Source organism: Oceanobacillus sp. FSL W8-0428, from assembly GCF_038004405.1.
In the GTDB taxonomy this organism is placed as follows: domain Bacteria; phylum Bacillota; class Bacilli; order Bacillales; family Amphibacillaceae; genus Oceanobacillus; species Oceanobacillus sojae.
On sequence record NZ_JBBORB010000001.1, the window covers coordinates 4,612,748 to 4,638,392 of the forward strand.

At 35.7% G+C, this 25,645-nt stretch carries 26 protein-coding genes and 1 tRNA gene; 11 read left to right on the top strand and 16 right to left on the bottom strand.

The features are described 5' to 3' along the window. Positions 1 to 70 precede the first annotated feature (70 nt). The 4 genes from MKY30_RS22230 to MKY30_RS22245 form a co-directional block, all read right to left on the bottom strand. Positions 71 to 535 (bottom strand): NUDIX domain-containing protein, encoded by a 465-nt coding sequence (locus tag MKY30_RS22230; protein WP_156985981.1) that lies wholly within the window; start codon positions 533 to 535, stop codon positions 71 to 73. A gap of 142 nt (positions 536 to 677) precedes the next feature. Further along, positions 678 to 1,223, bottom strand: coding sequence for a DUF2441 domain-containing protein (locus MKY30_RS22235; protein ID WP_341085415.1), 546 nt, complete (start codon positions 1,221 to 1,223; stop codon positions 678 to 680). Positions 1,224 to 1,299: 76 nt separating this feature from the next. Then, positions 1,300 to 2,571 (bottom strand): serine hydrolase domain-containing protein, encoded by a 1,272-nt coding sequence (locus MKY30_RS22240; RefSeq protein ID WP_341085417.1) that lies wholly within the window; start codon positions 2,569 to 2,571, stop codon positions 1,300 to 1,302. Positions 2,572 to 2,722: 151 nt separating this feature from the next. Beyond that, a tRNA-Val gene (locus tag MKY30_RS22245) sits at positions 2,723 to 2,795 on the bottom strand. Between the two features lie 628 nt (positions 2,796 to 3,423). Here MKY30_RS22245 and MKY30_RS22250 point away from each other — a divergent pair. The 3 genes from MKY30_RS22250 to MKY30_RS22260 all read left to right on the top strand — a co-directional run bounded on the left by MKY30_RS22250 (position 3,424) and on the right by MKY30_RS22260 (position 6,214). Then, positions 3,424 to 4,179 carry an SDR family NAD(P)-dependent oxidoreductase gene (locus tag MKY30_RS22250; RefSeq protein ID WP_147210996.1) on the top strand — a complete coding sequence of 252 codons (756 nt, stop codon included), beginning with the start codon at positions 3,424 to 3,426 and terminating at the stop codon, positions 4,177 to 4,179. A 29-nt stretch (positions 4,180 to 4,208) separates the two neighbouring features. After that, positions 4,209 to 5,150 carry a hypothetical protein gene (locus MKY30_RS22255; RefSeq protein WP_147210995.1) on the top strand — a complete coding sequence of 314 codons (942 nt, stop codon included), beginning with the start codon at positions 4,209 to 4,211 and terminating at the stop codon, positions 5,148 to 5,150. 350 nt (positions 5,151 to 5,500) lie between these two features. Then, a complete protein-coding gene (locus MKY30_RS22260) occupies positions 5,501 to 6,214 on the top strand; it encodes a YetF domain-containing protein (RefSeq protein ID WP_147210994.1) in 714 nt (237 codons plus the stop codon). A 106-nt stretch (positions 6,215 to 6,320) separates the two neighbouring features. On the opposite strand, the gene MKY30_RS22265 is transcribed toward MKY30_RS22260, so the two are convergent. Next, positions 6,321 to 6,569: a hypothetical protein gene (locus MKY30_RS22265; RefSeq protein ID WP_147210993.1), complete on the bottom strand. Its 249-nt coding sequence runs from the start codon at positions 6,567 to 6,569 to the stop codon at positions 6,321 to 6,323. Positions 6,570 to 6,793: 224 nt separating this feature from the next. On the opposite strand from MKY30_RS22265, the gene MKY30_RS22270 reads away from it, so the two are divergent. Continuing rightward, on the top strand, positions 6,794 to 7,264 hold the full coding sequence (locus MKY30_RS22270; protein WP_147210992.1) for a CotY/CotZ family spore coat protein: 471 nt from the start codon (positions 6,794 to 6,796) through the stop codon (positions 7,262 to 7,264). Positions 7,265 to 7,403: 139 nt separating this feature from the next. On the opposite strand, the gene MKY30_RS22275 is transcribed toward MKY30_RS22270, so the two are convergent. Then, positions 7,404 to 7,850: a CotO family spore coat protein gene (locus MKY30_RS22275; RefSeq protein ID WP_147210991.1), complete on the bottom strand. Its 447-nt coding sequence runs from the start codon at positions 7,848 to 7,850 to the stop codon at positions 7,404 to 7,406. A gap of 148 nt (positions 7,851 to 7,998) precedes the next feature. Continuing rightward, positions 7,999 to 9,378, bottom strand: coding sequence for a magnesium transporter (gene mgtE, locus MKY30_RS22280; RefSeq protein ID WP_147210990.1), 1,380 nt, complete (start codon positions 9,376 to 9,378; stop codon positions 7,999 to 8,001). Between the two features lie 573 nt (positions 9,379 to 9,951). Here mgtE and prpE point away from each other — a divergent pair. Continuing rightward, on the top strand, positions 9,952 to 10,698 hold the full coding sequence (gene prpE / locus MKY30_RS22285) for a bis(5'-nucleosyl)-tetraphosphatase PrpE (RefSeq protein ID WP_147210989.1): 747 nt from the start codon (positions 9,952 to 9,954) through the stop codon (positions 10,696 to 10,698). Here prpE and MKY30_RS22290 read toward each other — a convergent pair. Genes MKY30_RS22290 through MKY30_RS22300 form a run of 3 tightly spaced genes read right to left on the bottom strand, consistent with a single transcriptional unit; the run spans position 10,685 to position 13,033 of the window. Continuing rightward, entirely contained in the window at positions 10,685 to 11,599 is a 915-nt protein-coding gene (locus MKY30_RS22290; protein WP_339282472.1) for an RluA family pseudouridine synthase, read from the bottom strand. The two genes, prpE and MKY30_RS22290, sit on opposite strands and share 14 nt — an antisense overlap. A 1-nt stretch (position 11,600) precedes the next feature. Further along, entirely contained in the window at positions 11,601 to 12,404 is an 804-nt protein-coding gene (locus tag MKY30_RS22295) for an NAD kinase (protein ID WP_147210988.1), read from the bottom strand. Positions 12,405 to 12,424: 20 nt separating this feature from the next. Continuing rightward, entirely contained in the window at positions 12,425 to 13,033 is a 609-nt protein-coding gene (locus MKY30_RS22300; protein ID WP_147210987.1) for a GTP pyrophosphokinase, read from the bottom strand. A 318-nt stretch (positions 13,034 to 13,351) separates the two neighbouring features. Between MKY30_RS22300 and MKY30_RS22305 the strand changes: the two genes are divergently transcribed. The 4 genes from MKY30_RS22305 to MKY30_RS22320 all read left to right on the top strand — a co-directional run bounded on the left by MKY30_RS22305 (position 13,352) and on the right by MKY30_RS22320 (position 15,914). Continuing rightward, positions 13,352 to 13,933, top strand: a complete 582-nt coding sequence (locus MKY30_RS22305; protein WP_339282473.1) for a CYTH domain-containing protein — start codon at positions 13,352 to 13,354, stop codon at positions 13,931 to 13,933. A gap of 157 nt (positions 13,934 to 14,090) precedes the next feature. Beyond that, positions 14,091 to 14,480, top strand: a complete 390-nt coding sequence (locus MKY30_RS22310) for a globin domain-containing protein (protein ID WP_341085423.1) — start codon at positions 14,091 to 14,093, stop codon at positions 14,478 to 14,480. A 15-nt stretch (positions 14,481 to 14,495) separates the two neighbouring features. Continuing rightward, positions 14,496 to 15,359: a DsbA family protein gene (locus MKY30_RS22315; RefSeq protein WP_156985972.1), complete on the top strand. Its 864-nt coding sequence runs from the start codon at positions 14,496 to 14,498 to the stop codon at positions 15,357 to 15,359. Positions 15,360 to 15,734: 375 nt separating this feature from the next. Then, the gene (locus MKY30_RS22320) at positions 15,735 to 15,914 is read left to right on the top strand and encodes a hypothetical protein (RefSeq protein ID WP_077600936.1); all 180 of its coding nucleotides are present in this window, start codon (positions 15,735 to 15,737) and stop codon (positions 15,912 to 15,914) included. A 130-nt stretch (positions 15,915 to 16,044) separates the two neighbouring features. Here MKY30_RS22320 and pepF read toward each other — a convergent pair whose 3' ends face one another. From pepF to spxA, 4 genes are all read right to left on the bottom strand, one after another. Beyond that, complete coding sequence (gene pepF / locus MKY30_RS22325) at positions 16,045 to 17,856, bottom strand: oligoendopeptidase F (protein ID WP_341085424.1); 1,812 nt, start codon at positions 17,854 to 17,856, stop codon at positions 16,045 to 16,047. Between the two features lie 96 nt (positions 17,857 to 17,952). Beyond that, on the bottom strand, positions 17,953 to 19,152 hold the full coding sequence (locus MKY30_RS22330; protein ID WP_341085425.1) for a competence protein CoiA family protein: 1,200 nt from the start codon (positions 19,150 to 19,152) through the stop codon (positions 17,953 to 17,955). A gap of 204 nt (positions 19,153 to 19,356) precedes the next feature. Beyond that, the gene (gene mecA, locus MKY30_RS22335; protein ID WP_147210981.1) at positions 19,357 to 20,055 is read right to left on the bottom strand and encodes an adaptor protein MecA; all 699 of its coding nucleotides are present in this window, start codon (positions 20,053 to 20,055) and stop codon (positions 19,357 to 19,359) included. A 526-nt stretch (positions 20,056 to 20,581) separates the two neighbouring features. Further along, positions 20,582 to 20,977, bottom strand: coding sequence for a transcriptional regulator SpxA (spxA, locus tag MKY30_RS22340; protein WP_077600932.1), 396 nt, complete (start codon positions 20,975 to 20,977; stop codon positions 20,582 to 20,584). A gap of 425 nt (positions 20,978 to 21,402) precedes the next feature. On the opposite strand from spxA, the gene MKY30_RS22345 reads away from it, so the two are divergent. Further along, complete coding sequence (locus MKY30_RS22345) at positions 21,403 to 21,744, top strand: P-II family nitrogen regulator (RefSeq protein ID WP_147210980.1); 342 nt, start codon at positions 21,403 to 21,405, stop codon at positions 21,742 to 21,744. Between the two features lie 18 nt (positions 21,745 to 21,762). Further along, positions 21,763 to 23,133 (top strand): ammonium transporter, encoded by a 1,371-nt coding sequence (locus tag MKY30_RS22350; RefSeq protein WP_147210979.1) that lies wholly within the window; start codon positions 21,763 to 21,765, stop codon positions 23,131 to 23,133. A 111-nt stretch (positions 23,134 to 23,244) separates the two neighbouring features. Here MKY30_RS22350 and MKY30_RS22355 read toward each other — a convergent pair whose 3' ends face one another. Further along, positions 23,245 to 23,841: a GNAT family N-acetyltransferase gene (locus MKY30_RS22355; RefSeq protein WP_147210978.1), complete on the bottom strand. Its 597-nt coding sequence runs from the start codon at positions 23,839 to 23,841 to the stop codon at positions 23,245 to 23,247. Between the two features lie 196 nt (positions 23,842 to 24,037). Next, complete coding sequence (locus tag MKY30_RS22360; protein ID WP_156985969.1) at positions 24,038 to 25,264, bottom strand: putative glycoside hydrolase; 1,227 nt, start codon at positions 25,262 to 25,264, stop codon at positions 24,038 to 24,040. Positions 25,265 to 25,645: the final 381 nt, after the last annotated feature.

Sequence of the window (25,645 nt, forward strand, 5' to 3'; positions counted from 1 at the left end):
GGGTTTCGAAATGATGTTTAAAGTCATCATAACCCGCTGTTATTTGGAGTATTTCTGACATTATTCTAAATTAATTGATGTCGCCAAGATACACTGGGAATTCTTTCCTTGAAATATAAGCAATAATCTTATCTCTTATTGCCTGAGGGTATAAACGATAATTCATTAAATCTGATATCGTCAGCCGTTCAACACTTATTTGCCCATCATCAGGTACAACACCATTTCCTATCTCTTTATTACTGCTTTTAATTTCACATGAAAACATATACTCTATCTGATGCAATTCAGAATCAAACTCAAAATGCTCATGATTTTTCCCGATATATTCTCTTATAAACAGGAGATTACCTATTTCGACATCTGCATTAATTTCTTCTATACATTCTCTTTTTAATGCTTGATGCAGTGTTTCTCCATGTTCTTGACCACCGCCAGGTAAAATAAAATAATATCCATCTTTATCTAGTTTTTTTATGGCTAACAGTTGTTTATCCTGAATAATAATTGCTTTTGCTGAGTTTCTTATGTTCATTGGAACCCTCCTTTGAAATAATATAAATTGAGTACTGTTAAAAAAGAAAAAAGATACATTTAATTTGGTAAGTTTCCTTATCCCCTTAAAAGCTTCATAGTGTCATTTCCAAATTATAGATTCATTATAGAACTTCATTCAGTTAAGAAAAGTCCTTTATAATTTCGACAACTTCTATGCGACCGTCGATTAAGGTTTCAACTAACGGTTCTTTTCCAAATCTATTAGGTTCATTAGCCCAATAGTAATCTGCGTTTTTGTTATTTACTTCCTCATCGCCAGTACCATCAAAAATATTATAAGCATCGCCATTAAATGTTCTGCCGTCTGTTCGTAATTTTACGATTTGATAAACCTTTCTGTTACTATTTATAAATGAAGCGGCCCACATTTCTGCATCTGATAAAGTTTTTGAGGTGTATAAACAAGACATTCTCGATGGATAGTTTGTATATTTTTCCTTTCTGACTTTTTCTAAAGCTAATTCTCTATATGTTCTGGCTGTCCAATAATCTAAATTTGAATTTATAAATTTTGAAAGTTCATCCACGGGATGATCACCGTCTAATATTTTTTTACAAGTCATGACCCGATTATAAATTCCATTATAGTGATTTTCGTCAAAAATGATTACTTGCCCTGGCTGCATAGACTTTTCAGTAACGACATGATACAAATACAATTCCAAGAGTATTGTACTCCCTTCCTTCTTATGTTTTTATTGAGAATCAGGAAAACACAATTGCTTCTATATTAAAGTTTCATCATTTTACGAGATTATCCCTGACATATCCAAAAAACGTCATTTCGCCATGTTCATCCTCAGAAATACGATAAGGTTCAATCTGATCAAAGTATCGCCGGACAAACCTTCCTTCACCTACCGGATAGATTTCAATATAAAGATTACCTGAGAATTTTACAAAGTATAATTTGCCATTAATAAGTTCTACTTTGATCTTATTTTTTAAATAGGTACCGCAATACTTTTTAAGTTCGTTCTCACTAAGAGGGATTTCTTCAAACTTTGCTGGAATATCTACCTCAACATGATGGAGAATATCTGCAATTGCGTTGCCCAATCTATATTGATTGATAGCTTCATTATTTGAAAGTATGATAATACAAATATTTCCATCAAAATAATTCTGCATATAAGTACTTATTCCAAGATGGTCTCCCCCATGGGAGTATCTTCCCATTTCATAAACATGATGATATTCCAACCCATAGCAGTAATTATTTTTATTCTCATTGAAAAATCGATTATACGCTTTCTGTGATAGTATTTTTCTATCACGTAAGCAGATGTACCATTTATATAAATCATCACAGTTAGAAATAATTGCTCCAGCACCGATACTAAATTTTTCGTTATAATATGGACTTTTGATAATCACATCAAAATCTTTCACATAATTACCGGATCTGTTTTTAATAATTTTACATCCGTCATCAATATCACTATTCATCATATTCAAAGGTAGAAATATGCTGTTCCGGATATAGTCCTCATACCTCTCTCCCGTTACATTTTCAATAATCCATGCAAGCAAATTATAATTTACATTATTATAATCATATTTCACATCTGGTGGAAAAACAGGTTCTTTATTTATATACCGTTGAAAGAAGTCGTTTTTGGAATAGTCCATTCTATTGTATCCAGAGAAAAAATCATTTTCAAAATTATAGAAATTGCTTAAACCTGATGTGTGTGATAATAAATGATGTATAGTTATTGATTTGTCAATCTTCATATCACCAGGAAGAAATAAAGATGCCGGCTTATCAATATCCAATACACCCTTATCATGCAGGAGCATAATCGCAAAGGCAGTAAATTGCTTGGTCATGGAGGCGATTGAAAAGCATGAACTTATATTATTTTTGATTCCAAACTCTATATTCGCATAACCGTATGCGTTTTCAAAAAGAATGTCATCATTTTTTATAACTTGAATAACCCCGTAGAAGTCCCACGATTCCAAATATTCGTTGATATATGCATCTATTTTTGATCTTATTTCCTGCATCAGCATCCACTCCTTAAAAATAAAATTAAATACTCTATTGATTCCCGATCTCTCCAAAAAAACCTTCAAAAACGAAAAAAGACACATCCATAAATAATGTGTCTTCACGCAATTAGAGAGAAATTATTCCCTATGAACCGCTTTAAGTAAATGACTCCGATTGGGCTCGAACCAACGACCTCTTGCCTGTCAAGCAAGCGCTCTCCCAGCTGAGCTACGGAATCGTATGTAGGTACAATACATATTATACAGCCTAATGGAAAAGAAAACAAGCTAACAATATTTGTATCAGCATTATAATTTTGTAGTTTAATGAAATTAGTAGAATACTACAACTATCAAACTGATAAATACACTTAAATTAAGAAATTATCATTCATAAATATAATTATTTCCTATGCCTTATTTTCAGCACTATAGTACAGGCGTTTCCTTAATAAATCAGGATTATTATAATATTAAAACACATAAATGAAAGCGTTGACATAAAATTCCCATTCATTTATACTAACCAAAAATGAACAAATGACTTTTTATTTGCACTTTTGTTCAAAAATTAATGAATAAGTTTCTTATACGAAATAACAAGGGAGTGATTTGATTACCAAAATAAGTATCGGAACTAACGAGAAGTTTTATTTTCATTATACTTAAAGCAGATTAGAGATTATTATCAAAAATTACTTCATATGGATTACCTCGTCTTTGCCTATATTTATATGACTGTCAGAGAGAATTTACAGTAGCATGTCGATTCTAGCCTAATTAATGGAAATAAATGAAGTGTACAGCAGCTATTCAATCATAATAGATATTTTATAGTAAATTGCTGAAATGAGGAGGAATAAGTAAATGGATTTAGGAATTAAAAATAAAACAGCACTTATCACTGGGGGATCCAGAGGTATCGGAAAAGAAATTGCTTTATCTCTCGCTAATGAAGGTGCAAATGTTGTTATTACCTATCAAAGTAATCAGGCAAAAGCTGATGAAGTGATAAAAGCTGTGGAAGCTGCCGGACAAAAGGGACTTGCAATTCAAGCCGACCTGGCAAATATGGATGACGCTGTGTCTATTATTTCCCAAAGTATCGAAGCATTTGAGACAGTAGATATTCTCGTAAATAATGCAGCAATCTGGCCTACAGGCTACGTGAAATCCATTAAACTAGAAGATTGGAAAAGAACCTTAGACGTAAACCTCACTTCTGTATTCCTGACATCCCAGGCGTTTTTAAATCATTGTTTAGAAAAAGAACTGCCGGGAAATATTCTAAATATAACATCTCAGGCAGCTTTCCATGGTTCAACTACCGGTCACTCACATTATGCAGCCAGCAAAGCCGGAATGGTTGCCTTCACAAAATCTATGGCACGCGAACATGCAAAGGATAATATACGTGTTAACAATCTGGCACCTGGTATTGTAGAAACAGATTTGATTCGGGAAAAATTAGAAACTGACGCCCCTTCTTATTTAAACCGTGTTCCGTTGGGCAGAGCTGCACAACCTGATGAGGTTGCTGATATAGCCGTCTTTTTTGTTTCCAAAAAAGCCAGCTATATTACTGGAGCAACAATTGATGCTACCGGCGGAATGCTGATGTGATAAAATTCGAATTTTAGGGAGGAATTAAAATGTCCTTAGTTGCAATTTTAGCTGCTTTTGGCGGCGGCGTATTCGGTGCACTCATTGGTGGTACAACAGCCTTTATCTTTACAGGATTTTTAGGAATGGCCGGAGTTGCTGCAGCTGTAGCAGCAGGCAGTACATTAATTTTAGATTATGTTGCTTTTGGTCCATTTTTCGGCCCGCATGTAGCCTTCGTCGGAGCTGTTGCGGCAGCGGCTTATGCAGGAAGGATTAGTAAGAAACATTTAGAAAGCGCTACCTTTATTGACAATCCAGTTAATGCAAGAACAATTCTTGGCGACCATGAAGATAAAGACAAAATTTTTGCCGAAGATGACAGGCATGTTGATGGCGCAGATACAACTGTTCCGTTATTCAAAACAACAGACCCAATGGTACTTATCGTCGGCGGTATATTTGGTATTTTAGGCTATTTCGTTGAATATCTATATGGACCTATTTTAGGTATTCCAATTGATACAATTGCTTTAACAGTGGTTACATTCGCTATTATTACCCGTTTCTTATTTGGTCATTCCGGTTTAACAGGTATTTTCCCTACAGATGAAAAACGCTTTCCTTTTTCGGGAAAAATGTTACTCTTCAACGCTATTTGGGGATTTGCATTTGCCGGCCTTGTAGGTTATGCAGCAATTGCGTTAGATATTGATAATATTGGTTTCACTATTAGTGCAGCCTCTCTTATTTTCTTATACTTCGGATTAAAATTTCCTGTATCCCACCACGTATCTATGGTGGCCGGCCATGCAGCAATTGCATTAGCAAGTCCATGGTTAGCAGCATTATTCGGTTTATTCGCTGTTATTACAGGGGAATATGTGCAGCGCCTTTTTAACACACATGTTGATACACATATTGATATGCCAGCAATTGTAATCGCATTCTGGAGTTTTATTGTTTTGGGAGTTATTGCACCATTTATTTAAAATCATTAGAAAGCTCATATTTGCTAAATCATCAAAAGCGAATATGAGCTTTTCTTATCTGCCGGATTGCTGACAACATGTTTTCTTACCCGGTACGAAGTACCCCCCCACTTTCGTTTTTTTATTACTATTGCAGAAATCCAATATATCTATACTTTACTTGTACCTCTCAGTATAGATTTCTATCTTCAGAAATTCAGTGCCCGATCAAAGCTTCTTTTACAGGATGATTATTTGATAAGAGCAAACATCTTTCATTCAGCTTACATTCCTTTTCTTTTTAGGTACATTTTTTATCTGCTTCTGTACATAATATAAAATACTGTGTAAAAGATAAAGGAGCGTATCATATGTCTAGTTACATGAGTATGTTTGTAGAGGTTATCTTTGGATTTTTTGCTTTGTTTTTAATCACAAAAATCTTAGGAAAGACTCAAATTTCTCAAATTACCCCATTTGATTTTATTTCTGCATTACTATTGGGGGAATTAGTTGGGAATGCTTTATTTGATCCAAATGCAGGAATTGGAGAAATAGCCTTTGTTGTAGCTCTTTATGGTATTCTTATGTATATTGTGGAAATTATTTCACAAAAGTATAAGCGGACACGACATTTACTTGAAGGAAGTCCAACAATAGTAATTTATCGTGGAAAGCTTGTCAGGGATATGATGAAAAAAACCAAGCTGGATATTAATCAGCTGCAGCATCTTTTGAGAGAAAAAGACGTATTTTCCATCAGTGAGGTTGAATTTGCCGTGTTAGAAGCAAACGGAACCGTATCCGTTCTCAAAAAAACAGATTATCAAACGCCTACACGCAAGGATTTGAAATTATCTCCTCAAGATGTAGCTTTACCAATTACTCTTATTAATGATGGGGAAATTATAAAAGATAACATGGAAGAGAAAAACCTTCCAGTTTCATGGTTGGAGGAATCTATTCGCGAACAGGGTTATAAAGATATTTCAGAAATTTTCTATGCAGAATACACAAAAGGAAATCCCTTATATATTGTCCCTTTCTTTAACCGGGAGCATCAAAAATATAGCGATTTTGATTGAGTTTAATCTTAAAACTCATAGAAGACGCTGTGAATGTCTGCCCCGTCGAAAATATTTTCTTAACGTATAAATAAAAGAAGCATTCCTCTTATAATAAGAGGAATGCTTATATATATTTGTTTACATATCTTCCTTTACCTGTGATTAAGGATGAGTCTAGTGGCAGGTCTAACGGTTTTTGAGGTTCCGATCTATTGCGGTAATAACGGTCATATGTTGCACTAAGCTCCTGATGTCTCCGCTCTAACTGAACTTTAAAGGAACCTTCTATATGATGGTCTTTTCTCTGTGTCGGCTGCAGCCTTTGCTGATAATCAATATATTGTGAGTTCTGTATCGGAAGAATATATCCCATCCTCTGCACCTCCCTTATATATTCATTTATATATACCCCGTGCAAGAAAAATGAAACCGTTTTATTTATACATTATTATATACAGATTATTTTATGTTGTATAGTCAGAATTTTATTTTTATTGAAATAGCCCTTCCTCATAGCTACACTCGCCCACACCAACACTGGGAAGACACATATCCTATAAGGAAAGAAAATTCAAATTGTGAAAGGAGCATTTTCTCATGGGTTGTGGAAAAAATTATGATACTGGAAGTTGTGTTGCAGATATTTTAAAAGACATTGTTGATGCTCAAAACGATATTGTAGAAAACTGCTGTGATACGAGCTGTGAACAATCAATTAATGACCTTTTATGCACAAATGAGGTAACTAATGATTTAGACACGGTGCCTGTTATTTTATACTGCAAAGATTGCAAACCATTTAAAGGGTTCGGCACAACAAAAAATCATCACAACAAAATGAATCCAATTTTATCTAGTTTTATTTTCAGAGTAAAGAAAGTAGATAAAGACAATTGCGCTATTCTTGAGTTACTACTCAGTGATGGAGAAAGCTGTGGATTTGATCATATGAAGGACCCTACTGATCAAAATACAGAAGACCTGGAAGCAACAGGTATTTGTATCACAGTAGATTTAGATTGCTTTTGCCATGTTACCTGCCTGCCGGCAATCAGAGCATTTCATTAAAATAATTTTCATTAGAAAACTTGGTTGTCACCAAGCCTTTAGGTGACAACCTTAGTTACACTTATGCAGTAAGAAAGTATAAACTTTCTTAACTGCCAAAAGATACACCATCCAGGGAGGCCCTCCCGGATGGTGTCTTTTAAAATCCTAATAAATGAATGTTTTCAATATCTTTTATTGCAATCTCTATTTTGTTTTTTCGATTATTTAATTGTAAAGCCAGTGTATCCGAATTGTTTTCACGAATTACACCGCGATACTTCTTCTTGGAAACTGTGATTATTTCACATTTTATAGGAGGAGCAAATTCAGAGCGGTTTGTTAAATAGCTTATTTTTTCTATAATTGTCATTTCCATAAACTTCTTCTTACTTGATTGCTGTTCAGTTGTTTTGGAGCTGTCCCCATCCGAATTTTTCCCGTCTTTGGACTGCTTTCTTTTCGCCTGCGGAACAGATTTCATCTCCGTTTGCCTTTTTCGCCTGTAATCACCAACATAGTTTTCTTGCATTGGAGCTGAAAATTCCTTCAGCTGAGGCTGGCTAATATAGAGTAAGGGAGCCTGCGCTTTGTTTTTATTTGTCATCGTTCATCCACCTCTTTTGGCTTTCTTAGCTTATCTTTTATAGTGTATGAACCTAGAAATTGATTTGTGTCTGGCCAGATAATTACTCTAATTAACCAAAAAAAGACTGTCGCCAAAAAATAGCGACAATCCTATTTCATCCTTATTATCAAATTAAATAACTCATAAATGCAGTTGCCATTCCGAAATAAATCAATGTGGAAATAAGGTCATTGATTGTTGTAATAAAAGGTCCTGACGCCACTGCCGGGTCAATATTCAACCGGTTCATCAGCATTGGAATAAGAGCACCTGCAAGTGTTGCTACGAGAAGAGAACCCATAATAGATAAGCCTAAAAGAATACCTAAATAAATATTGCCCTGCCAGATAAAAATGATAGTAGCAAGAATGATTCCGCAGAATATACCATTAATCAGTCCCGTTAATGCCTCTCGCCCCAAAAGCTTCCATTTCCCGGTATTTTCGAACTCACCTGTCGCCATACCACGTACGGATACAGCAAGTGCTTGTGTTCCTGAATTACCTGCCGTTCCACCAATTAAAGGAATAAAGGCCGCTAAAATAGCTACTTGCTCCAAGGTCTGTTCAAAACTGGCAATTAACGTAGCAGTCAGCATACCTAAAAATAGCAGGATAACCAGCCAGGGAAGTCTTTTTCTTGCAGAACGGATCGCTGTGTCATCTTTAATATCCGTATTGGACATCGCTGCTAATTTGGAGTAGTCTTCACTTGCCTCTTCTTCCATAACGTCTAAAATATCATCGACTGTGATAATACCAAGAAGATGATCTTGAAAATCAACTACCGGAAGTGCAAGGAAATCGTAATCTCTAAACATCTGTGCAACATCTTCCTGGTCTTTTGCGACTGATACAGCAACCACTTTGGTACTCATAACTTCTTTAATCAAAGTATCACTATCTGCAATAATTAAATCTCTGATAGATAAGACACCTACTAGGCGTTTGCTATTATCCAGGACAAACAAGTAATAAATTGTCTCTGCATCGGGTGCTTCTTTTTTTAATTGCTGCATAGTCTCTGCAACGGTCTGATCCTCAAAAAGTACAACATACTCCGTGGTCATGATACTACCAGCGGTTTTTTCCTCATAATGAAGAAGCTGTTTTATATCATCAGCAGATTCTTTATCCATGATGGTCAAATAGCTTACTACTTTTTCTTTATCTAGTTCATTTAGAATATCTACTGCGTCATCGACAGGCATTTCACTAAAAATCATCGCAGCATATCTCGGATCCATCTCCTCAAAAAACTCAATGACATCATCTAAATCAATGTTAATTAATATCTCTGACATTTCTTCAGGAGATAAATACGTGTATATCTGCGCTCTTCTGCCTTCATTCTGCTGTTGGAAAAATACTGCCTGATCATATGGGTGGATTTCGAGAAATTCTGTCCGAAACTCCTCCATATTTTCATTTTCTAATGCTTCTTGAACTTTATCAATGTGTTCTTGAAACTGTTCTTCATATTGAACATCATATTGATCCTTTTTCATAGCAGTTCCTCCTTTCTTTTCGCTAATTTTTATATACTTACACATCCTACCCTATTTTACAAGAAGCGAAACAAATAGCAAGCCTTATCTATAATAAAAAGACTTTCCATTGTGATTTTATCAGTTGTTATTTTGCTGATCATTCACTTAAAATTAATCATTATTATTAGATCTATAAGCTGCCGAGAACGCTGCTTCTATTAGTATAGAAAAGGGTAATACCTCCTTTTTATATCTTTCACCCTCTCTTTTTTGTTGGCTAAGGTAAACTTTATTACCCATCACTCACTTTATGTATTTCGTTTCTATTTGTCAAGTATATTTTGTAAATGCTATTATTTTGCATTAAGGAAACATTTTGTTCTGCTAATTTATTTTAATGATTAGGCTGCTATATTAAATATGTTTAACACCAATAGGAAAGAAACGCTTAAAGGCAAGAATACGTTTTATATTGAATATGAGGTTGATTACAGCGAAGGAAAATAATTGTATTCAATTTTACATGCATTAGCTAAAAAAAGTTATACTATAGAAGTAAAGCTACATTCATCGACAATAGGAGGATATAGGATGCAATTAGATATTATTGGAGATGTGCATGGATGTTTGGACGAGCTTCTGGAATTGCTGGAAACACTTGAATATCGTCAGGAGAACAGCTCCTATGCTCATCCTGGAGGTAACAAGCTAGTATTTGTAGGAGATTTGACAGATCGCGGACCAAATTCCACAGCTGTTATCCAGCTTGTCTATCAATTAGTTAGAGAGCAGGAAATAGCCTATTATGTACCAGGAAATCACTGCAATAAGCTCTATCGTTATTTTTCAGGAAACCAGGTGCAGGAAAAACACGGTTTAGAAACGACGGTTGCTGAATGGAAAAGCTTAAACGAAGCTCAAAAAAAGAACATTCAGGAAAAGTTTATGACACTTTACGAGAATGCTCCTTTGTATTTATATTTTGAAAACCTGAAGTTAGTTGTAGCCCACGCAGGGATTAAAGAAAATTTAATCGGGCAGATGAATTCCCGCACAAAGACATTTGTTCTCTATGGTGATATTACCGGTAAAACAGATCATCTGGGCCGCCCCATCCGCCGGGATTGGGCAAAGCATTATAAAGGAGAGCCTTGGATTGTTTATGGTCATACGCCAGTTTTAGAGGCACGCCAAATTAATCGGACAATCAATATAGATACAGGCTGTGTCTTTGGAAATAAGCTGACCGCTTACCAGTTTCCAAAGCAGAGGATTGTTTCTGTACCCTCAAAACAACCCTTCCAGCCTGATCGTTTTACAGATTTCACTGCTGATTAACGGCTAATTTTTCTTTACACGCAGCAATATCCAACGGGAGCCCGCAATTAAATTTCATTCTTTTATTTTGAAAAGGATGCAGCCATTCTATTTCCGCACAATGCAGTGCCTGGCGGGAAATAACATCTGCCTCTCCACCATAGAGAGTATCACCAAGCAGCGGATGGCCTGAATAGCTGAAATGAACACGAATTTGATGCGTTCGCCCGGTTTTCAGCTGAATACGCAATAGAGAAGCTCCTTTTAATACCGACAATGTCTGATAGTCCGTAACTGCTTCCTTCCCTTCTATCCAATTTACCTCCCGTTCTATTATCGAGGTTTTCTTCCGGGCGATTGGTGCATTTATAGTGCCGGCAGGAGGATTTATTTCACCTGAAATAATCGCTTCATACATACGTTGAATCTCATTCTTTTTTTGTGCCTCTGACAACAAGGCGTGGACATAACGATTTTTTGCAACTAAAACAAGACCAGACGTGTCTCTGTCTAATCTTGTTACAATATGCACTGTTGCCGGGTGCCCAGATGATTGATAATAGGCCTGAATTCCATTTGCCAGCGAATAATGACGGTCATTCATAGAGGGGAGGCATGCCTGTCCAGCCGGTTTGTTTAATACTAAATGGTCTTCATCCTCATACTCAATTGAAAGGTCCATTTCTGTTGCCTCAATACTGCCTATAGCTTCTTCCGGAAATATAACAGTTAATTGATCATTCAGCTTAAGCTTTTCTGTTATATAACTGTCCACTGTATTAATTAAAAATTTGCCGCCCTCTTTTTTCATTGCAGTCAGCAGTCTTCTTGAAAAACCTTGTTTTTCCTGTAAAAATTCCTTAATGGTAAGCTTGGCGCTCGTTTGATCAATCACCCAGCTTTTTTGTATGCTTGCAGTCAACTTAGTCCACCTCAGTAACAAATGAATCTCTCACGCGATGCCAAAAAGGAAATTGTCTGAATCGTGCAAAGCGTATTTTATCCTTTGCCACACGGCATTGAATCGATTTGACTTCATGATAATTTTTCGTAAAATGGTCGATTTGAATTAAGAAAGAATTATCTACCATCGGTTTTAAAAAACATGTATGGTGTTTAGGCAAGACTAATGGTGAACCGATAGTACGGAAAACACGATTATTGATCGAAGCATTTTCCGTTATTTGAATTGCTTCTAAGGATGGATGAATAATCGCCCCTCCTAACGCCTTATTATAAGCTGTACTTCCAGAAGGCGTGGATATACAAATTCCGTCGCCGCGAAATGTTTCGAAATGTTCACCTTTCAATTCCACATCTAAAACAACAGATGATCCATCTGCTGTTTTAATCATTGCTTCATTTAAAGCAAGATGCCTGTCTTCCTTTTTACCTAAATCATCCCGAATGATTACTTCCATCAATGGATATTCTACAGTTTGAAATGGAGTTCTAGCAATCTCAATCAAGAGCTTCTCCACTTCATCCTGCGTCCAATCCGTATAAAATCCTAAATGTCCGGTATGAACCCCGATAAAAGCTGTTTCCTTTAAACGATGAGTGTAACGGTGGAAGGCTTCTAAAAAGGTCCCGTCGCCGCCAACTGAAATGGCTAAATCGGGCTCTTCTTTATCATATTCCAATCCAAAAGACTCCAAATATTGCCGCATCATGGTTTTTATTTTATTTGATCGCTTGTCTCCTCTAGAAACAATTTTAAACTTCATTATATCTTCCCATCCTTTATCTATGATTTACGATGAAAAACACGTTGGGCTTCATGGATTTCGCTTCTGATTTTAGACATTTCTTCATCTAATTTAAAAGCAGCTTCGGCAGCTTTTTGCAAACGTAACTTAACCTCTGAAGGTAATTTCCCCTCATATTTGTAATTTAAGGAATGCTCATTGGTTGCCCAAAAATTCATCGCAAGTGTACGTATTTGAATTTCAGCTAAAACCATAATTTGACCTCTGACCGTTTCAACTGGATATTCGATAATCATATGATAAGATCTATAACCGCTGTCTTTTTTATGAAAAACATAATCTTTTTCTTCAATAATTTGAAAATCACTGCGTTTTCGCAGCATCTCAACGATAGGATAGATATCATCAACAAATTGACAAACAACTCTTATCCCTGCTATATCCTGTAATTTATCTAAATTCTCAAGAGGAATCTGCCTTTCCCGTGCCTTTTCAATAATGCTTGGTATCGGCTTTACCCTTCCTGTTACAAATTCAATTGGTGAATTGCTGGATTCTCTTTCGTATTCAGAACGAATCCCTTTTAACTTTACCTTTAATTCTTCTACTGCCTGTTTATAAGGCGCTAAAGTTTTTCCCCAGTCCATCGAACCACCCTATATGTAAACTAATATAATCCTCTTTATTTTATCACAGAGTAGCATTAGTACAAAGGAAAGAGGAAATTAAAAAAATACTGTCTATATTACAACCTGTTTCCCAGAAAATACAAGCTGCTATTTTCTATAGATATAGCCGTCGTTTCTCTGTCCGTTATACAACATTGACTATTGTATAGAGGTTTTCTTTTTCCAACCGTGTCATTTAAACTGCTTGTTAAGCCTACTCTCATAGTTATTTTTTGCAATGCTTCTCAATACAAGCCATAATAGAGATAATCTAATTTTAGAACTGGAGATTTATGAATGAGCCAAGAAGTAGAAATTGAATTTAAGAACCTGTTAACTATCCAGGAATATAATCTATTAGCCGAGGATTTATTCTCACAGGCGGAAATGATAGAGCAGACAAATTATTACTTTGAAACAGATTCCCTTGATTTAAAAGCAAACCGGTCTGCATTACGAATACGTAAAAAGAACGAAACATATACTTTAACATTAAAAGAACCTCATCCAGACGGATTATTAGAGACACATGACACACTGTCAGAAAAAGAATTTCTGTCATGGACTTCTGGGAGACCAACAGAAGCTCCGAATGTAGCAGAACAGTTGAGACAGCTATCTGTCAATTTGTCATCCCTAAATTATGCAGGAAGAATGACTACCTTCCGAAAAGAAATACCTTATCAGGATACATTAATTGTTTTAGATAAAAGTATTTATTTAGATACAGAGGATGCTGAACTGGAATTAGAAGCAGCTTCAAAACACTATGGAGAAAAGGTTTTTAACAGCTTATTAGCAAACTATCATATTCCTGTCCGGAAGACGCCTGCTAAAATAGCACGTTTTTTTCACCAAAAACAGAGAATTTCTTTGTAAAATGAGATCATTTATAAACCGGTATTTATTCTCAGTAAACAACAATTATTATGTATCTATTGTAATAACTAATAAAACTTAATCTATCTGTTACGGTACAGATTATTTGATGAAGTGAATCCATATTGCTACAATACTATTACAAGGAGCACTAATTATGAAACAATTTAAAAAAGAAACTGTATATAATGGAATTGGCGGTTATGAAAAGATGGAGGAGATAGTGGAAACATTCTATGGATATGTTAAGCAAAACCCTGTTCTGATACCACTATTTCCAGAAGACTTAACAGAAACAAAGCATAAACAGAAATTATTTCTCACACAATTTTTTGGCGGCCCCAGGCTCTATGAAGAAGAACGGGGACACCCTATGTTAAGAAGACGGCACCTTCCTTTTCCAATAACACCAAGTGCCAGAGATGCCTGGTTAGCTTGTATGAATCAGTCACTAGTAGAAAATAAAGTAGAAGAACCATATTTTACGGAAATGATTGAGCGTTTGACATTGACCGCCAATCATATGATGAACACCCCTGAATCTTAGAAAGGAGCATTCAAAATGAATGGGAATCAACAAGAACTATCATCTTCTAATCAAATAGACCCTACTTTTAACTACATGAAATATGTGCAAAAACCGATTGAAATGTATGTTTTTATTGATCCATTATGTTCTGAATGCTGGGCACTGGAGCCTTATCTAAAAAAATTGTATGTTGAATACGGACGTTTTTTTACGATAAAGCATGTAATCAGTGGACAATTGACTGCATTAAATCCAAATGGATTAAATAAAATTAAACAAAAAAAACCATCTCGATTAGCTCCTTTTTCAACCAGCTACGAGGATCTTGATTATCCCTGGGTTCCTGCTCTTGCTATTAAAGCTGCTGAATTACAAGGTAAAAAGGCCGGAAAACAATTTATCCGAAAAATTCAGGAGACTTTGTTTTTTGATAAACAGAATATCTGTAATGAAGAAATTCTATTAAAATGTGCAGCGGGTGCAGCCTTAGATTTAGAAGAGTTTCATAGGGATCTATTCTCTGAAACTTCCAAACGTGCATTACAATGTGACTTGAAGCTCGCATGTGAGATGGAAGTAGATTATACACCTACCATTGTTTTATTTAACCAGGAAGTGGAAGAGGATGGTGTGAAGCTTTCCGGTCTTTATCCATACGATATATATGAATTTGTCTTAAAAGAAATTTTACAGCGCACACCAATCCCATCTGTGAAACCTCCTTTAATTAACTATCTGAAGCTGCAGCAGACAGTAGGGACCAGAGAAGTGTCTGTTATCTATGACTGGTCTATTGACCAGACAGAAAAAGAACTGAAAAAACTGCAGTTCCAGCAAATTATTGAAAGGATACCTGAAAAAAATGAATCGTATTGGAGATATCTCGGAACGGTGTAAATGGTGATACAGGCAGATTTAACAGACCTGTTAAATGCACTTTTTATCTTCTAATACTATAAATAAAACCTGATCCGGATGAAGAAGCCAGGATTAGGTTTTATTTATATAGTGCAAAAAAAGATACACGGGGCAGCGTGTATCTTTTTTTTCCGTCTTTGTATAATTACAAAGGGGGGATGGGAGAAAGTTTCATGATCAAACAAAAGGGGTATTTGTTTGTAATCAACTTACAATTATATTTTAGCAAGTTCCTTTTCAAATTTCAATAACTATGTTCATCTTTTCACAAAATATTCACTTCTAAGATAACAACTCGGACATATAATTCAATACTAAGAAGCAAAAGCCATTTTTAATAAAGGAGGATTTTTTATGCGACGCAATTATTTTCCTCTCTTATTCGTATTATTAGTTATTCTTGCCTTTTTCTTCAATTTATTAGGATTTATGAATATGGTCCCGATTTATATAACGCTCCCTTTATTACTCGCATCTATTTATTGTATGCTTTCTTCCATTGCTTATCAAAACACAAAAGGATATCGGCGATAAGATTAAAAATGAAATCAACTATATATCAAACGGCCAGGCAACCTTCATAGCTCATCCGGCCGTTTGATTTTCTTTGTTTTTCTTACGAAGCTATTCGTAAAAACTTTTTATTTCAACAACAGACAATCTTTTACTTATCCAGCAGTTCTTCCATTTCCGTCAGCTTTTCTTCAAAGACATCCAGAGCATCTAAAATAGCTTGTTTATGCGTCATATCTACACCAGCTTTTTTCAATACATCAATAGGGTCTTCACTGCTTCCTGATTTCAAGAAACCTAAATAACGATCTACAGCCCCTTCTTCACCATCTAGGATCTGTTTCGATAATGCAGTGGCTGCAGAATATCCTGTTGCATATTGATATACATAATAATTCATGTAAAAATGCGGAATACGTGCCCATTCCAAGCCAATCTTCTCGTCACTTACAACATCTTCACCATAATACTTTTTGTTTAAATCATAATAAACTTCTGTCAGCCTATCTGCAGTTAAGGCTTCACCATTTTGAGCCAATACATGAATATCATGTTCAAACTCAGCAAACATGGTCTGACGAAATACAGTTCCACGGAAGCCTTCTAAAAAGTGATTTAGAATATACAGCTTTTCTTTTTCATCATCAAGATGCTTTAATAAATAATCGTTTAATAAGGCTTCGTTTGTTGTAGAAGCAACCTCTGCCACAAAGATAGAATAATTCCCATAGCGGAACGGCTGATTCTTTCTGGAATAGTAGCTGTGTACGGAATGCCCAAGCTCATGAGCCAGCGTAAATGTATTGTTCACATCATCCTGCCAATTCAAAAGAATATATGGATTCGTTCCATATGTTCCGGACGAATATGCACCACTGCGCTTCCCTTTATTTTCTTCGACATCAATCCATCGTTTACCAAAAGCTTCTTCTAAAATATCTGCATAGTTCTCACCCAAAGGTTTGAGACCTTCCTGCACATATTTTTTAGCTTCATCATAAGTAACAGGCATTTTCACATCTTTGACCAACGGTGTGTATAAATCATACATATGCAGCTCATCTACACCAAGAATTTTCTTTCTTAATTTTGTATAACGGTGTAATAAAGGTAATTTTTCATGAACTGCTTCAATTAAATTATCATACACTTCTTCAGGAATATGATTATTATCTAAAGCTGCCTGACGTGCACTTTCATAATTTCGAACTTTCGCATTGAAATTATGTGATTTTACTTCTCCACTCAATGTGGAAGCAAATGTATTTTTAAATGAGCCGTACGTGTCATACATTGCATTGAAGGCCTGCTCACGCACATTCCGATCGGATGATTCTAAAAAGGTAGAGTATCTGCCATGTGTCAGTTCTACTTCTTCTCCATCTTCATTTGTAATAGACGGGAAGGTCAAATCTGCATTATTCAGCATACTGAATGTTTGTGATATTGCTCCAATCGGTTCGTCCGCTTCTGCAAGTAGTACCTCTTCCTTCTCACTCAACACATGCGGGCGGCTGCGGTTAATATCATCCAATACCTTTTTATAATTTTGGAGCTCTTTATTTTCTTCTATAAACTGCTTGAGCTGTTCTTCCGGTATTTCCAGAATTTCTGGTACAAGAAAACTAAATTGGCTGGATGCAGCAGTCAGCAGATTTTCTGCTTGTGCATTTAAGCCCTGATAATAAGAATTTGTTGTATCCTGGTCTGTACGCAAATGTCCATAAACATACAGCTTACCTAGACGCTCTGATAACTCATCCTGCAGCTTAAATACTTCTAATAGCGTATCCGAGGAGGTGTTTAATTTTCCTTTATACGCTGCCAATTTTGAAATATCATTTTTCAAGCTTTGGAATTCTTCTTTCCACTTTTCGTCTGTTTCAAAAATATCCTCCAGACGCCAGGTTAATTCTTCAGGTATTTCATCACGCTTTGGTAATTGCTTTGTTGCTTTTGCCATACGGTTATTGCCTCCCTTTTTACAAATGAACAGTATTTTCAGTATTTGACTCGTCTCAGGATGCTAATTTAAAAAGTTATACTGTTTTTATTCTTCTTATTTAGTATAACGAAATAAGTGGTAATCATGCTCGTATTTTGCTTTTTTTTCCGTGAAAAACTGTTTAAAAAAGGATTGATCTCCCAAAAAGGCTTGTTCTTGAGAGGAATAGTAAATGATTTCCTGGTTTGTTCGAAGAATCGTGGAGGATTGTATTTCAATATAACCTGATTGTTGCAGCTGACTAAGGTAAACCCCGAGCGCATCTGAAAAATCTGAGTTTTCTTTGCTGTAAAATGAGTAAAGTACGTTTTTCAGCACAGCTATATCAATCCTATCACCTGCTTTTAAATCCGCTATACAGCAAACATATAGTTCTGTTTGCCATTTATAGTATGGGACAGCAGTTGAAGCCTGATACGGAACAGGCAAAAAACAAATACTCGGTAAATGCTGAAAGATATAGCCCTTCTCATACAACCACCTGCGCAGTTTAAATGTTTCTCCATAGAAACCTTCCACTTTTGTACGCTGGCGATACAGCTCTTTCGCCCAAACTGCAGCAAAACTGCCAGGCATTTTTGCTTTTTGAAAAAGATGTTTAAAATGAAGCTTGTGAAGAGGGTATACCAGCTGCTTTGCAAAAAGCTTTGAGGTTTGAAGCGGATATAAATGATGAAGAACGGCTATTTCTGATATAAAGGGATCATAAAAGAATAATTGAGGATATTTCTTTTGAGGTGAAAAACGGATAAATGTATCTAAAAATTGATTAGTCCGAAACGTATACGCTCCTTTTTGTTTTAAATATTTCGCTCCAAGAATCCAAATTGACTCAATGCCTAATGATTTATAGCCTTGCATCCGGCTTAAAATTACTTCCTGCGATATTTTAGAGCATTGAAATTCTACAGCTATTTTCTTCCCGCAAACGTTGAGAAAAATATCAGCTCTTTGGCAAATTTCCGGGAAATATACTTCTAATTCTACCTGCATATTAAACCGGTTTAACCAATTAAATAATTGCAGCTTCCCTTTTTCATGATAAGGACCTTCCCCGCCTCCCGAAAGCAGACATTCTGTATGTGGCAAATGGGCAAAATGAGCTGCTACTCTTTCACCAGACCTGATAATCACTCTCTCCTTACATGCGGGGCAATAAAATAAATCTTTTTCTTGTTTCCATTCTTCAATTTCCTTCTGTGAATGCTGAAACAGCAGAATAGATTCTTCTTTTTTGTTCATAGCCCGTTGCAAATTTTACCACCTCCAGTACTATGTATTTCGACAGCATCCCTTCTTTTCCTGCTAAAATAGAAAAGAATTTATTTTTGCTGCAGCATAGTCTGTGTAGTAGCGTGTTTTTCTCTTCAATATGTATGCTGGAAGATGTTAATAAAAAAGATTCCATAAAAAAAACCTACAACAAATCGTTTCATATGATTTCTTGTAGGCCTCATATTATACGTCTTTAGGAAAATACTGACGAATCTGTTCAAACGCATCACTTTCCATAATTCTCTTTCCATACTCTTCAAGCAAATGAACAGAAATTGATGAATCTGTTGCAAATTCGAGTACTTGACTGATGACATCTTCCTGACGATGCTCATCTAATACATCATAGGAAAATTCGATATATAAATAGTATTTGTCATTGTAGGAATATAAAGTTTCTTCTCCAAAATCACTTACATTCTGCAGCTGGTGACTAAGCTGAATCATATTCTCAAATTCTTCAAATTCTACAATAATCCATAAATTTTCTTCCATCAAATCATCCGTCTTCTCGTCTTCATCTTCGTCTTCCTTTTTGCTATCCCCAAACTTCTCATCTAAAATATTTTCAAGCTGATCGTCTACTGGTAAATCAATATTTCCATCCTCTGTTTCCAGCTCTAGATGTTCGCCGTTTTTAGAGACTTTTGCTTTTGTAACAATAATTTCAAGTCCTTTTTCCATAGCTTGAACTTGTATCCAAAGCGGCCCGTCAGGATTAAAATCTTCACGATAATTTACTTCATCCATCATCTGCCAAAATAATTGCTCGCTTCTTTCACGATTGTACCAAATTTCTTCTTTTTCAAAACCGAGTTCTTCTATATCAACATAAGAAATATAAAATTTGATGGTGTTTTCATTAATTCTTTCTATCTCCACAGTAAGCTCCCCCTTGTCATTAAGATAGAATCATCTCCTGCATGTTCATCTTACACAATGCCTGAGCCGACAGCATGTAATCAATATTTATATAATAGATGTACCCAAACCAATATAATCCTAATCATGAATTCCTTTTATCATATTGTATGCAAAAATGCAATCCACAAGAAATGAATATGCCTAGTTATCATTAATTTTCTGAAAAAACAGTTGATGTTCCCTGATTATTTCCTGCTAAATATCATTGTGTTTACACTTTTTATTTAGTTAGTTATTCTAACGTATTTCAGGTGTTTTGTCATTTATCAGGGCTTTTTCATTAGAAAAAAGTTTTTTGTTTTCTGCTAAAAAGAATTGTTGTGTCGGAAAGCTTGTCCTATTACAGCCTTCGGGATATTTGCATTTCAGGTGCAGGCGTCTAAAAGAGAGGCTCCCTAAAAAAACTCTCTCTTCCAGTCTACAATCATAAGTAAAGGCACAGAAAAAAATCTGCGCCTTTACTTATTTATTTATTTTTTTATTATTAATTAACCATTCGTTGTGCTTCACGCAATTGGAATGTTCTAACTGTCCTTGGTAAGAAACGACGAATTTCATCTTCGTTATAACCAACCTGCAGCCTTTTTTCATCTAAAATAATAGGACGGCGTAATAAGCCGGGATTTTCTTGAATTAAATTAAATAAATCTTTCATAGGCAGCTGATCAATATTTACATTCAACTTTTGAAAAACCTTCGACCTTGTTGAAATAATCTCATCTGTTCCATCCTCAGTCATACGCAATATCTCTTTAATTTCATCAAGAGATAAAGGCTCAGAAAAGATATTACGTTCTGTAAAAGGAATATTATGCTCTTCCAGCCATGCTTTTGCTTTTCTACATGAAGTACAGCTTGGTGAGGTATAAAGTGTTACCATAAAACTTCACTCCTCAATCTATTTTATATTTTCGGCAATCCTACCTGACTTTATTAAATAATAATAAGTCTAATCTATATGTACTTATTATACACCAAATATCTAATAAAAGGTAGGGGGTGCGATAAAATGATTTATTTTATTTATCCTACCGCTTCTCACATTTTTAAGATTCCCTTATCCAATTGATAATAAACCCATATTTATAAATAAATTTCATCTGAATAGCTCATCCAATAAAGTTAGCCTGCCCAATCTCCCTTCATACCAATACTTATCCTTATTTTAACATTTCTCAATTGAAAACGCTTTATAGAAATCATCTCAAAAAAACACTTGCTTTTTTAATAAAAGGACATTATGATAATTAACATAACTTTTGATGTTATGTTTCTTGACATATATTTTTAAAAGGGGGATATTCATTGAAAAAAGTAGAAGCAATTATACGCCCAGAGAAATTTCAAGATTTACGGGAAAGATTAGCATCTATCGGGTTTGACGGCCTGACGGTTACAGAGGTAGCAGGAACAGGCAAGCAAAAAGGAAAGGTTGGTGTATACCGTTCTACAGAATTCGAGGTCACCTTACTCTCTAAGCTGAAGGTGGAATTAGTTGTTTCTGAAGAAAGAGTAGATGATATTGTCGGCCACATTATCGATGCTTGCAAAACAAATCAAATTGGCGACGGAAAAATTTTCATACATCCAATTGAGCAGGTAATTCGAATTCGCACTGGAGAAAGCGGGACAAAAGCAATTTATTAAATTTCAGGAGGAATCCCTATGTTCAGGAAAACATTTATATCAGCAATCTTATTATTTTTATTTACCACGCCAGTATATGCAGCTGCACCAACTGTAGAATCATTAGAGCTATCCATTAATCTTGTGTGGGTAATGCTGGGAGCCTTTTTAGTTTTCTTTATGCATGCTGGCTTTGCGATGGTTGAATCAGGTTTTACCCGTTCTAAAAATACATTGAATATTTTAATGAAGAACTTTTTAACTATTTGTATTGCTTCTATTCTCTTTTTTGCAGCCGGATATGGAATTATGTTTGGTTCCTCAGCAGGCTCAATTATTGGAACAGATGGTTTCTTCTTAACTGGTGTGAATGATATCGGCTTCTTCGTATTCCAGGCTATGTTTGTTGCAACCTCAGCAACGATTATGTCTGGTGCAGTTGCTGAACGAATTAAGTTAGGCAGCTATGCACTTATCGTTGTTGCAGTAACTCTATTTATCTACCCGATAGTCGGACACTGGATTTGGCAAGGAGACGGCTGGTTAACCACTCTAGGATTCAGTGATTTCGCCGGTTCTACAGTAGTTCATTTAACTGGAGCAATCGCAGCATTAATGGTTGTATTAATTCTTGGTCCAAGAATCGGAAAGTACAACGGTAAAAAAGTAAATGTTATTCCGGGACACAACTTACCTTTAGGGGCACTCGGAGTATTTATTCTATGGTTAGGATGGTTTGGGTTCAACGGAGGCAGCACATTGGCAGCTGATCCATCTCTTGTTCCCAGTGTTATTGCAACAACTTTATTATCTACTTCTGCTGCATTAGTATCTTCTTCTTTCTACACAAAATTACGTTTTAAAAAGGTAGATGCATCTTTATCAATGAATGGTGTTTTAGGTGGACTCGTAGGTATTACTGCTGGAGCAGCAGAAATTTCACTAGGCGGATCTATTATCGTGGGTCTCGTCTCTGGTATTTTACTCGTGGAAGCCATTCGCTTTATTGATACCAGACTACGCGTCGATGATCCGGTCGGAGCTATCGCAGTCCATGGTGCCTGCGGAATTTGGGGTACACTAGCTATCGGATTTTTCTCTGTCGATACAGGTTTATTTTACGGAAATGGATTTAACCAGTTAGGAATCCAAGCAATCGGGATATTAGCAGTAATTATTTGGGTATCTATAACAGTTGGCGGTTTTACTTATCTGCTAAACAAAGTCTCTCCTATTCGTGTTTCTGCTGAAGAAGAAAAAGCCGGACTGGATTTTGCTGAACATGGTTCCAGCGCTTATAATTTTAAGGATAGCTATCTGGAAGGAACTTCAAGCACCAAAGCCCCACTCGCTCTGGCCGATCGTCTTAATCACTCTGGACCATCTTTGGAAAGCCCGACAAAACCATAAATACTAAAAAAGCTGTAGAACAGATTTTTCTACAGCTTTTTTAATTAAAATAAAAGACATCATCTCTCCAGGAATGATATTCTTTTTAAAATATACACTTTTCATTTACGTTTAATTAGATTTTTTCCGTTTTTGCATACCAGCTAAAAGATTATCTGATTTTTCATCCTCATTGTAACGCAATACCTCTTCAGAAGGCTGATATTTTTTCCCGTAAATTTCTTTGTCTTTATATGTATGAATATCTTCATACATTTTTTTCATTTGACCATAAATCACTTCTTCTGAATCATCCTGCGGTGACCAATATAAAATCTCCATTGGTGTTTCTTCATTTGTTGCCAATGACCTGCGGTTATAGCCGATAGATCTTGCATGATGAAAACCTTCCCGGGAATAAAATTTTAATCTTTTTTCCGTATCTGTATCATCATAATCAATTGGCTCCACTTCCAAAATAATTGCCTTATTTTTTTCCTTGAGTTTATTCATCAATTGATGACCGATACCTTGTCCACGCGTGTTCGATGACACCCAGAGGTAATCGATAAAAATAAACGTATCAAATTCTGCATACATCAATACATGCTTTGGGCTTTCATCTTTAAAATAAACATCACCCTTTTCTTCCAGCAATAACTCCATATGCTTCTTAGATTTCATTTCTTCTACTGGAAAATAATCGTTCAGCTTTTCATACCAATTCATTCAGGTTGCTCCTTTTCGATTATTGTCGTTTTATTATAACCGATATCATTTTAATTGTGAAATGATACCGGGGCAGAAGGGTGGAACAAAGACTTCCAGGTAAAAATAACAAAAGGGAATAACTGCGGGCAGTACAATAAGATTAATGATTCAGAGTAATAAAAGAGCCACAGAATAAGGATCTGCGGCTCTTTTATTACTCTTCTTTACCAATTAAATAGTCTACATTCTCTGTATAATTATTACCTGCATTCCATAATAAATACTCATCAATACCATTCTCATACAATGCTTTAATTTGCGCTTCTACTTCCTCTTTTCCGTACTGGAATGTCGGTCCGCTGTATAGCCAGGGAGCACTGAAATCCTGCAGCCAAGGGCGTGATACTGGCGGCTCTTCTAAAGCACCCAATACTTCGTTTTCAACTTTGGAGTATTCATCGACAAGGGCATATGGTTCTTCATCCGGATTAGAAATTCCAAAATAAGAACCCCAATGGCTTGGATAAATCATAGATGAAATAATATCCACATTCTCTGAGATTTTCGAGAAGTTTTGACCAATTCCCGGTGTTTCCTCAATCGTTGCTGCGTATCCAAAAATATCAACAGATACATCAACATCGTAATCGCTTAGTTCTTCACGGGCGTAAGCAACAAAATCAGTCACTGCTTCAACACGCTTTTGAATATTATCCATATCTAAATCTGCATAATCCCCCATGGAATATTCCAATTCTTCATCCCTTTCTTCAAAACCTTCTGGGAAACGGACATAGTCAAATTGAATTTCTTTAAAGCCCATTTCTGCTGCCATTTTAGCAATCTCTACATTATACTCCCAGACTTCTTTTTCAAATGGATTGACAAAAGCGTCCCCTTTATTATTCTTCCATACTTCTCCGTTTTCTTTATAGGATAGATCAGGACGGGCTTCAGCTAAAATATTATCTTTAAAAACAACGATACGCGCAATTGGATAGATCTCTTCCTGCTCCAACCGTTCCATCATTGCATCAGGATCAGAAATAAATGTTGTTCCTATATCTTCATATACTGACCCTTCTTCAGGAGCAAAAGTGATATGTCCGTAATCCTCTTTCACATCAATTACCATTGAATTTAAATCTGTAGAGGATACCAAATCTATTAAACTTTCCATCTTTTCCCCACCAGCAGAATTTCCAGTTACATAGATTCCCCGTACTGCATCTGGATATGTAAAGTTATAATCAGATGTAATGACGAAGCGGCTAAACCGTTGAGACAGATCAATTTCTGTTAAGCCGGTCGTTCGCTCTTTATGCGATTTTGCTTCAACATCCACACCATCCTCTGCATGAACTACATTTGCTTGTCCCAGCCCAGTAAATGCCGCACCAGCAACAGCAAAACTTACTAACAAGCTCTTCCATTTCCTCATCCAATCAATCTCCTACATATGTATTTTATTATTAGTATAAAGGAATGATAGTATTTTTTAAAAGGAAAACTCGAAAAAAGTGGAAAAAAGTTTTATTTTAAAATAGGACCTAACATTTTGTCATTTTCCAAATACTTGCATAGGCTGCTTGCAATTTGTCAAAAATAAATTTATAATAAACTTAATTTAATATTAGAAGCATTGAAGAAGTTATAGTGTGTGTTTAAAAAGTCCGATAAATAGGATCAAGAAGTTCAAGGCGACTAACTTTTTACGAACGGAGCGTATGCTTTATAATACGTGAGTAACGCTTTTGGTGGGGCGAGTAATCGCAAATGTTTTCGATGGGACGAGTAATCGCAGTCCCAGTCCCATTGGAAA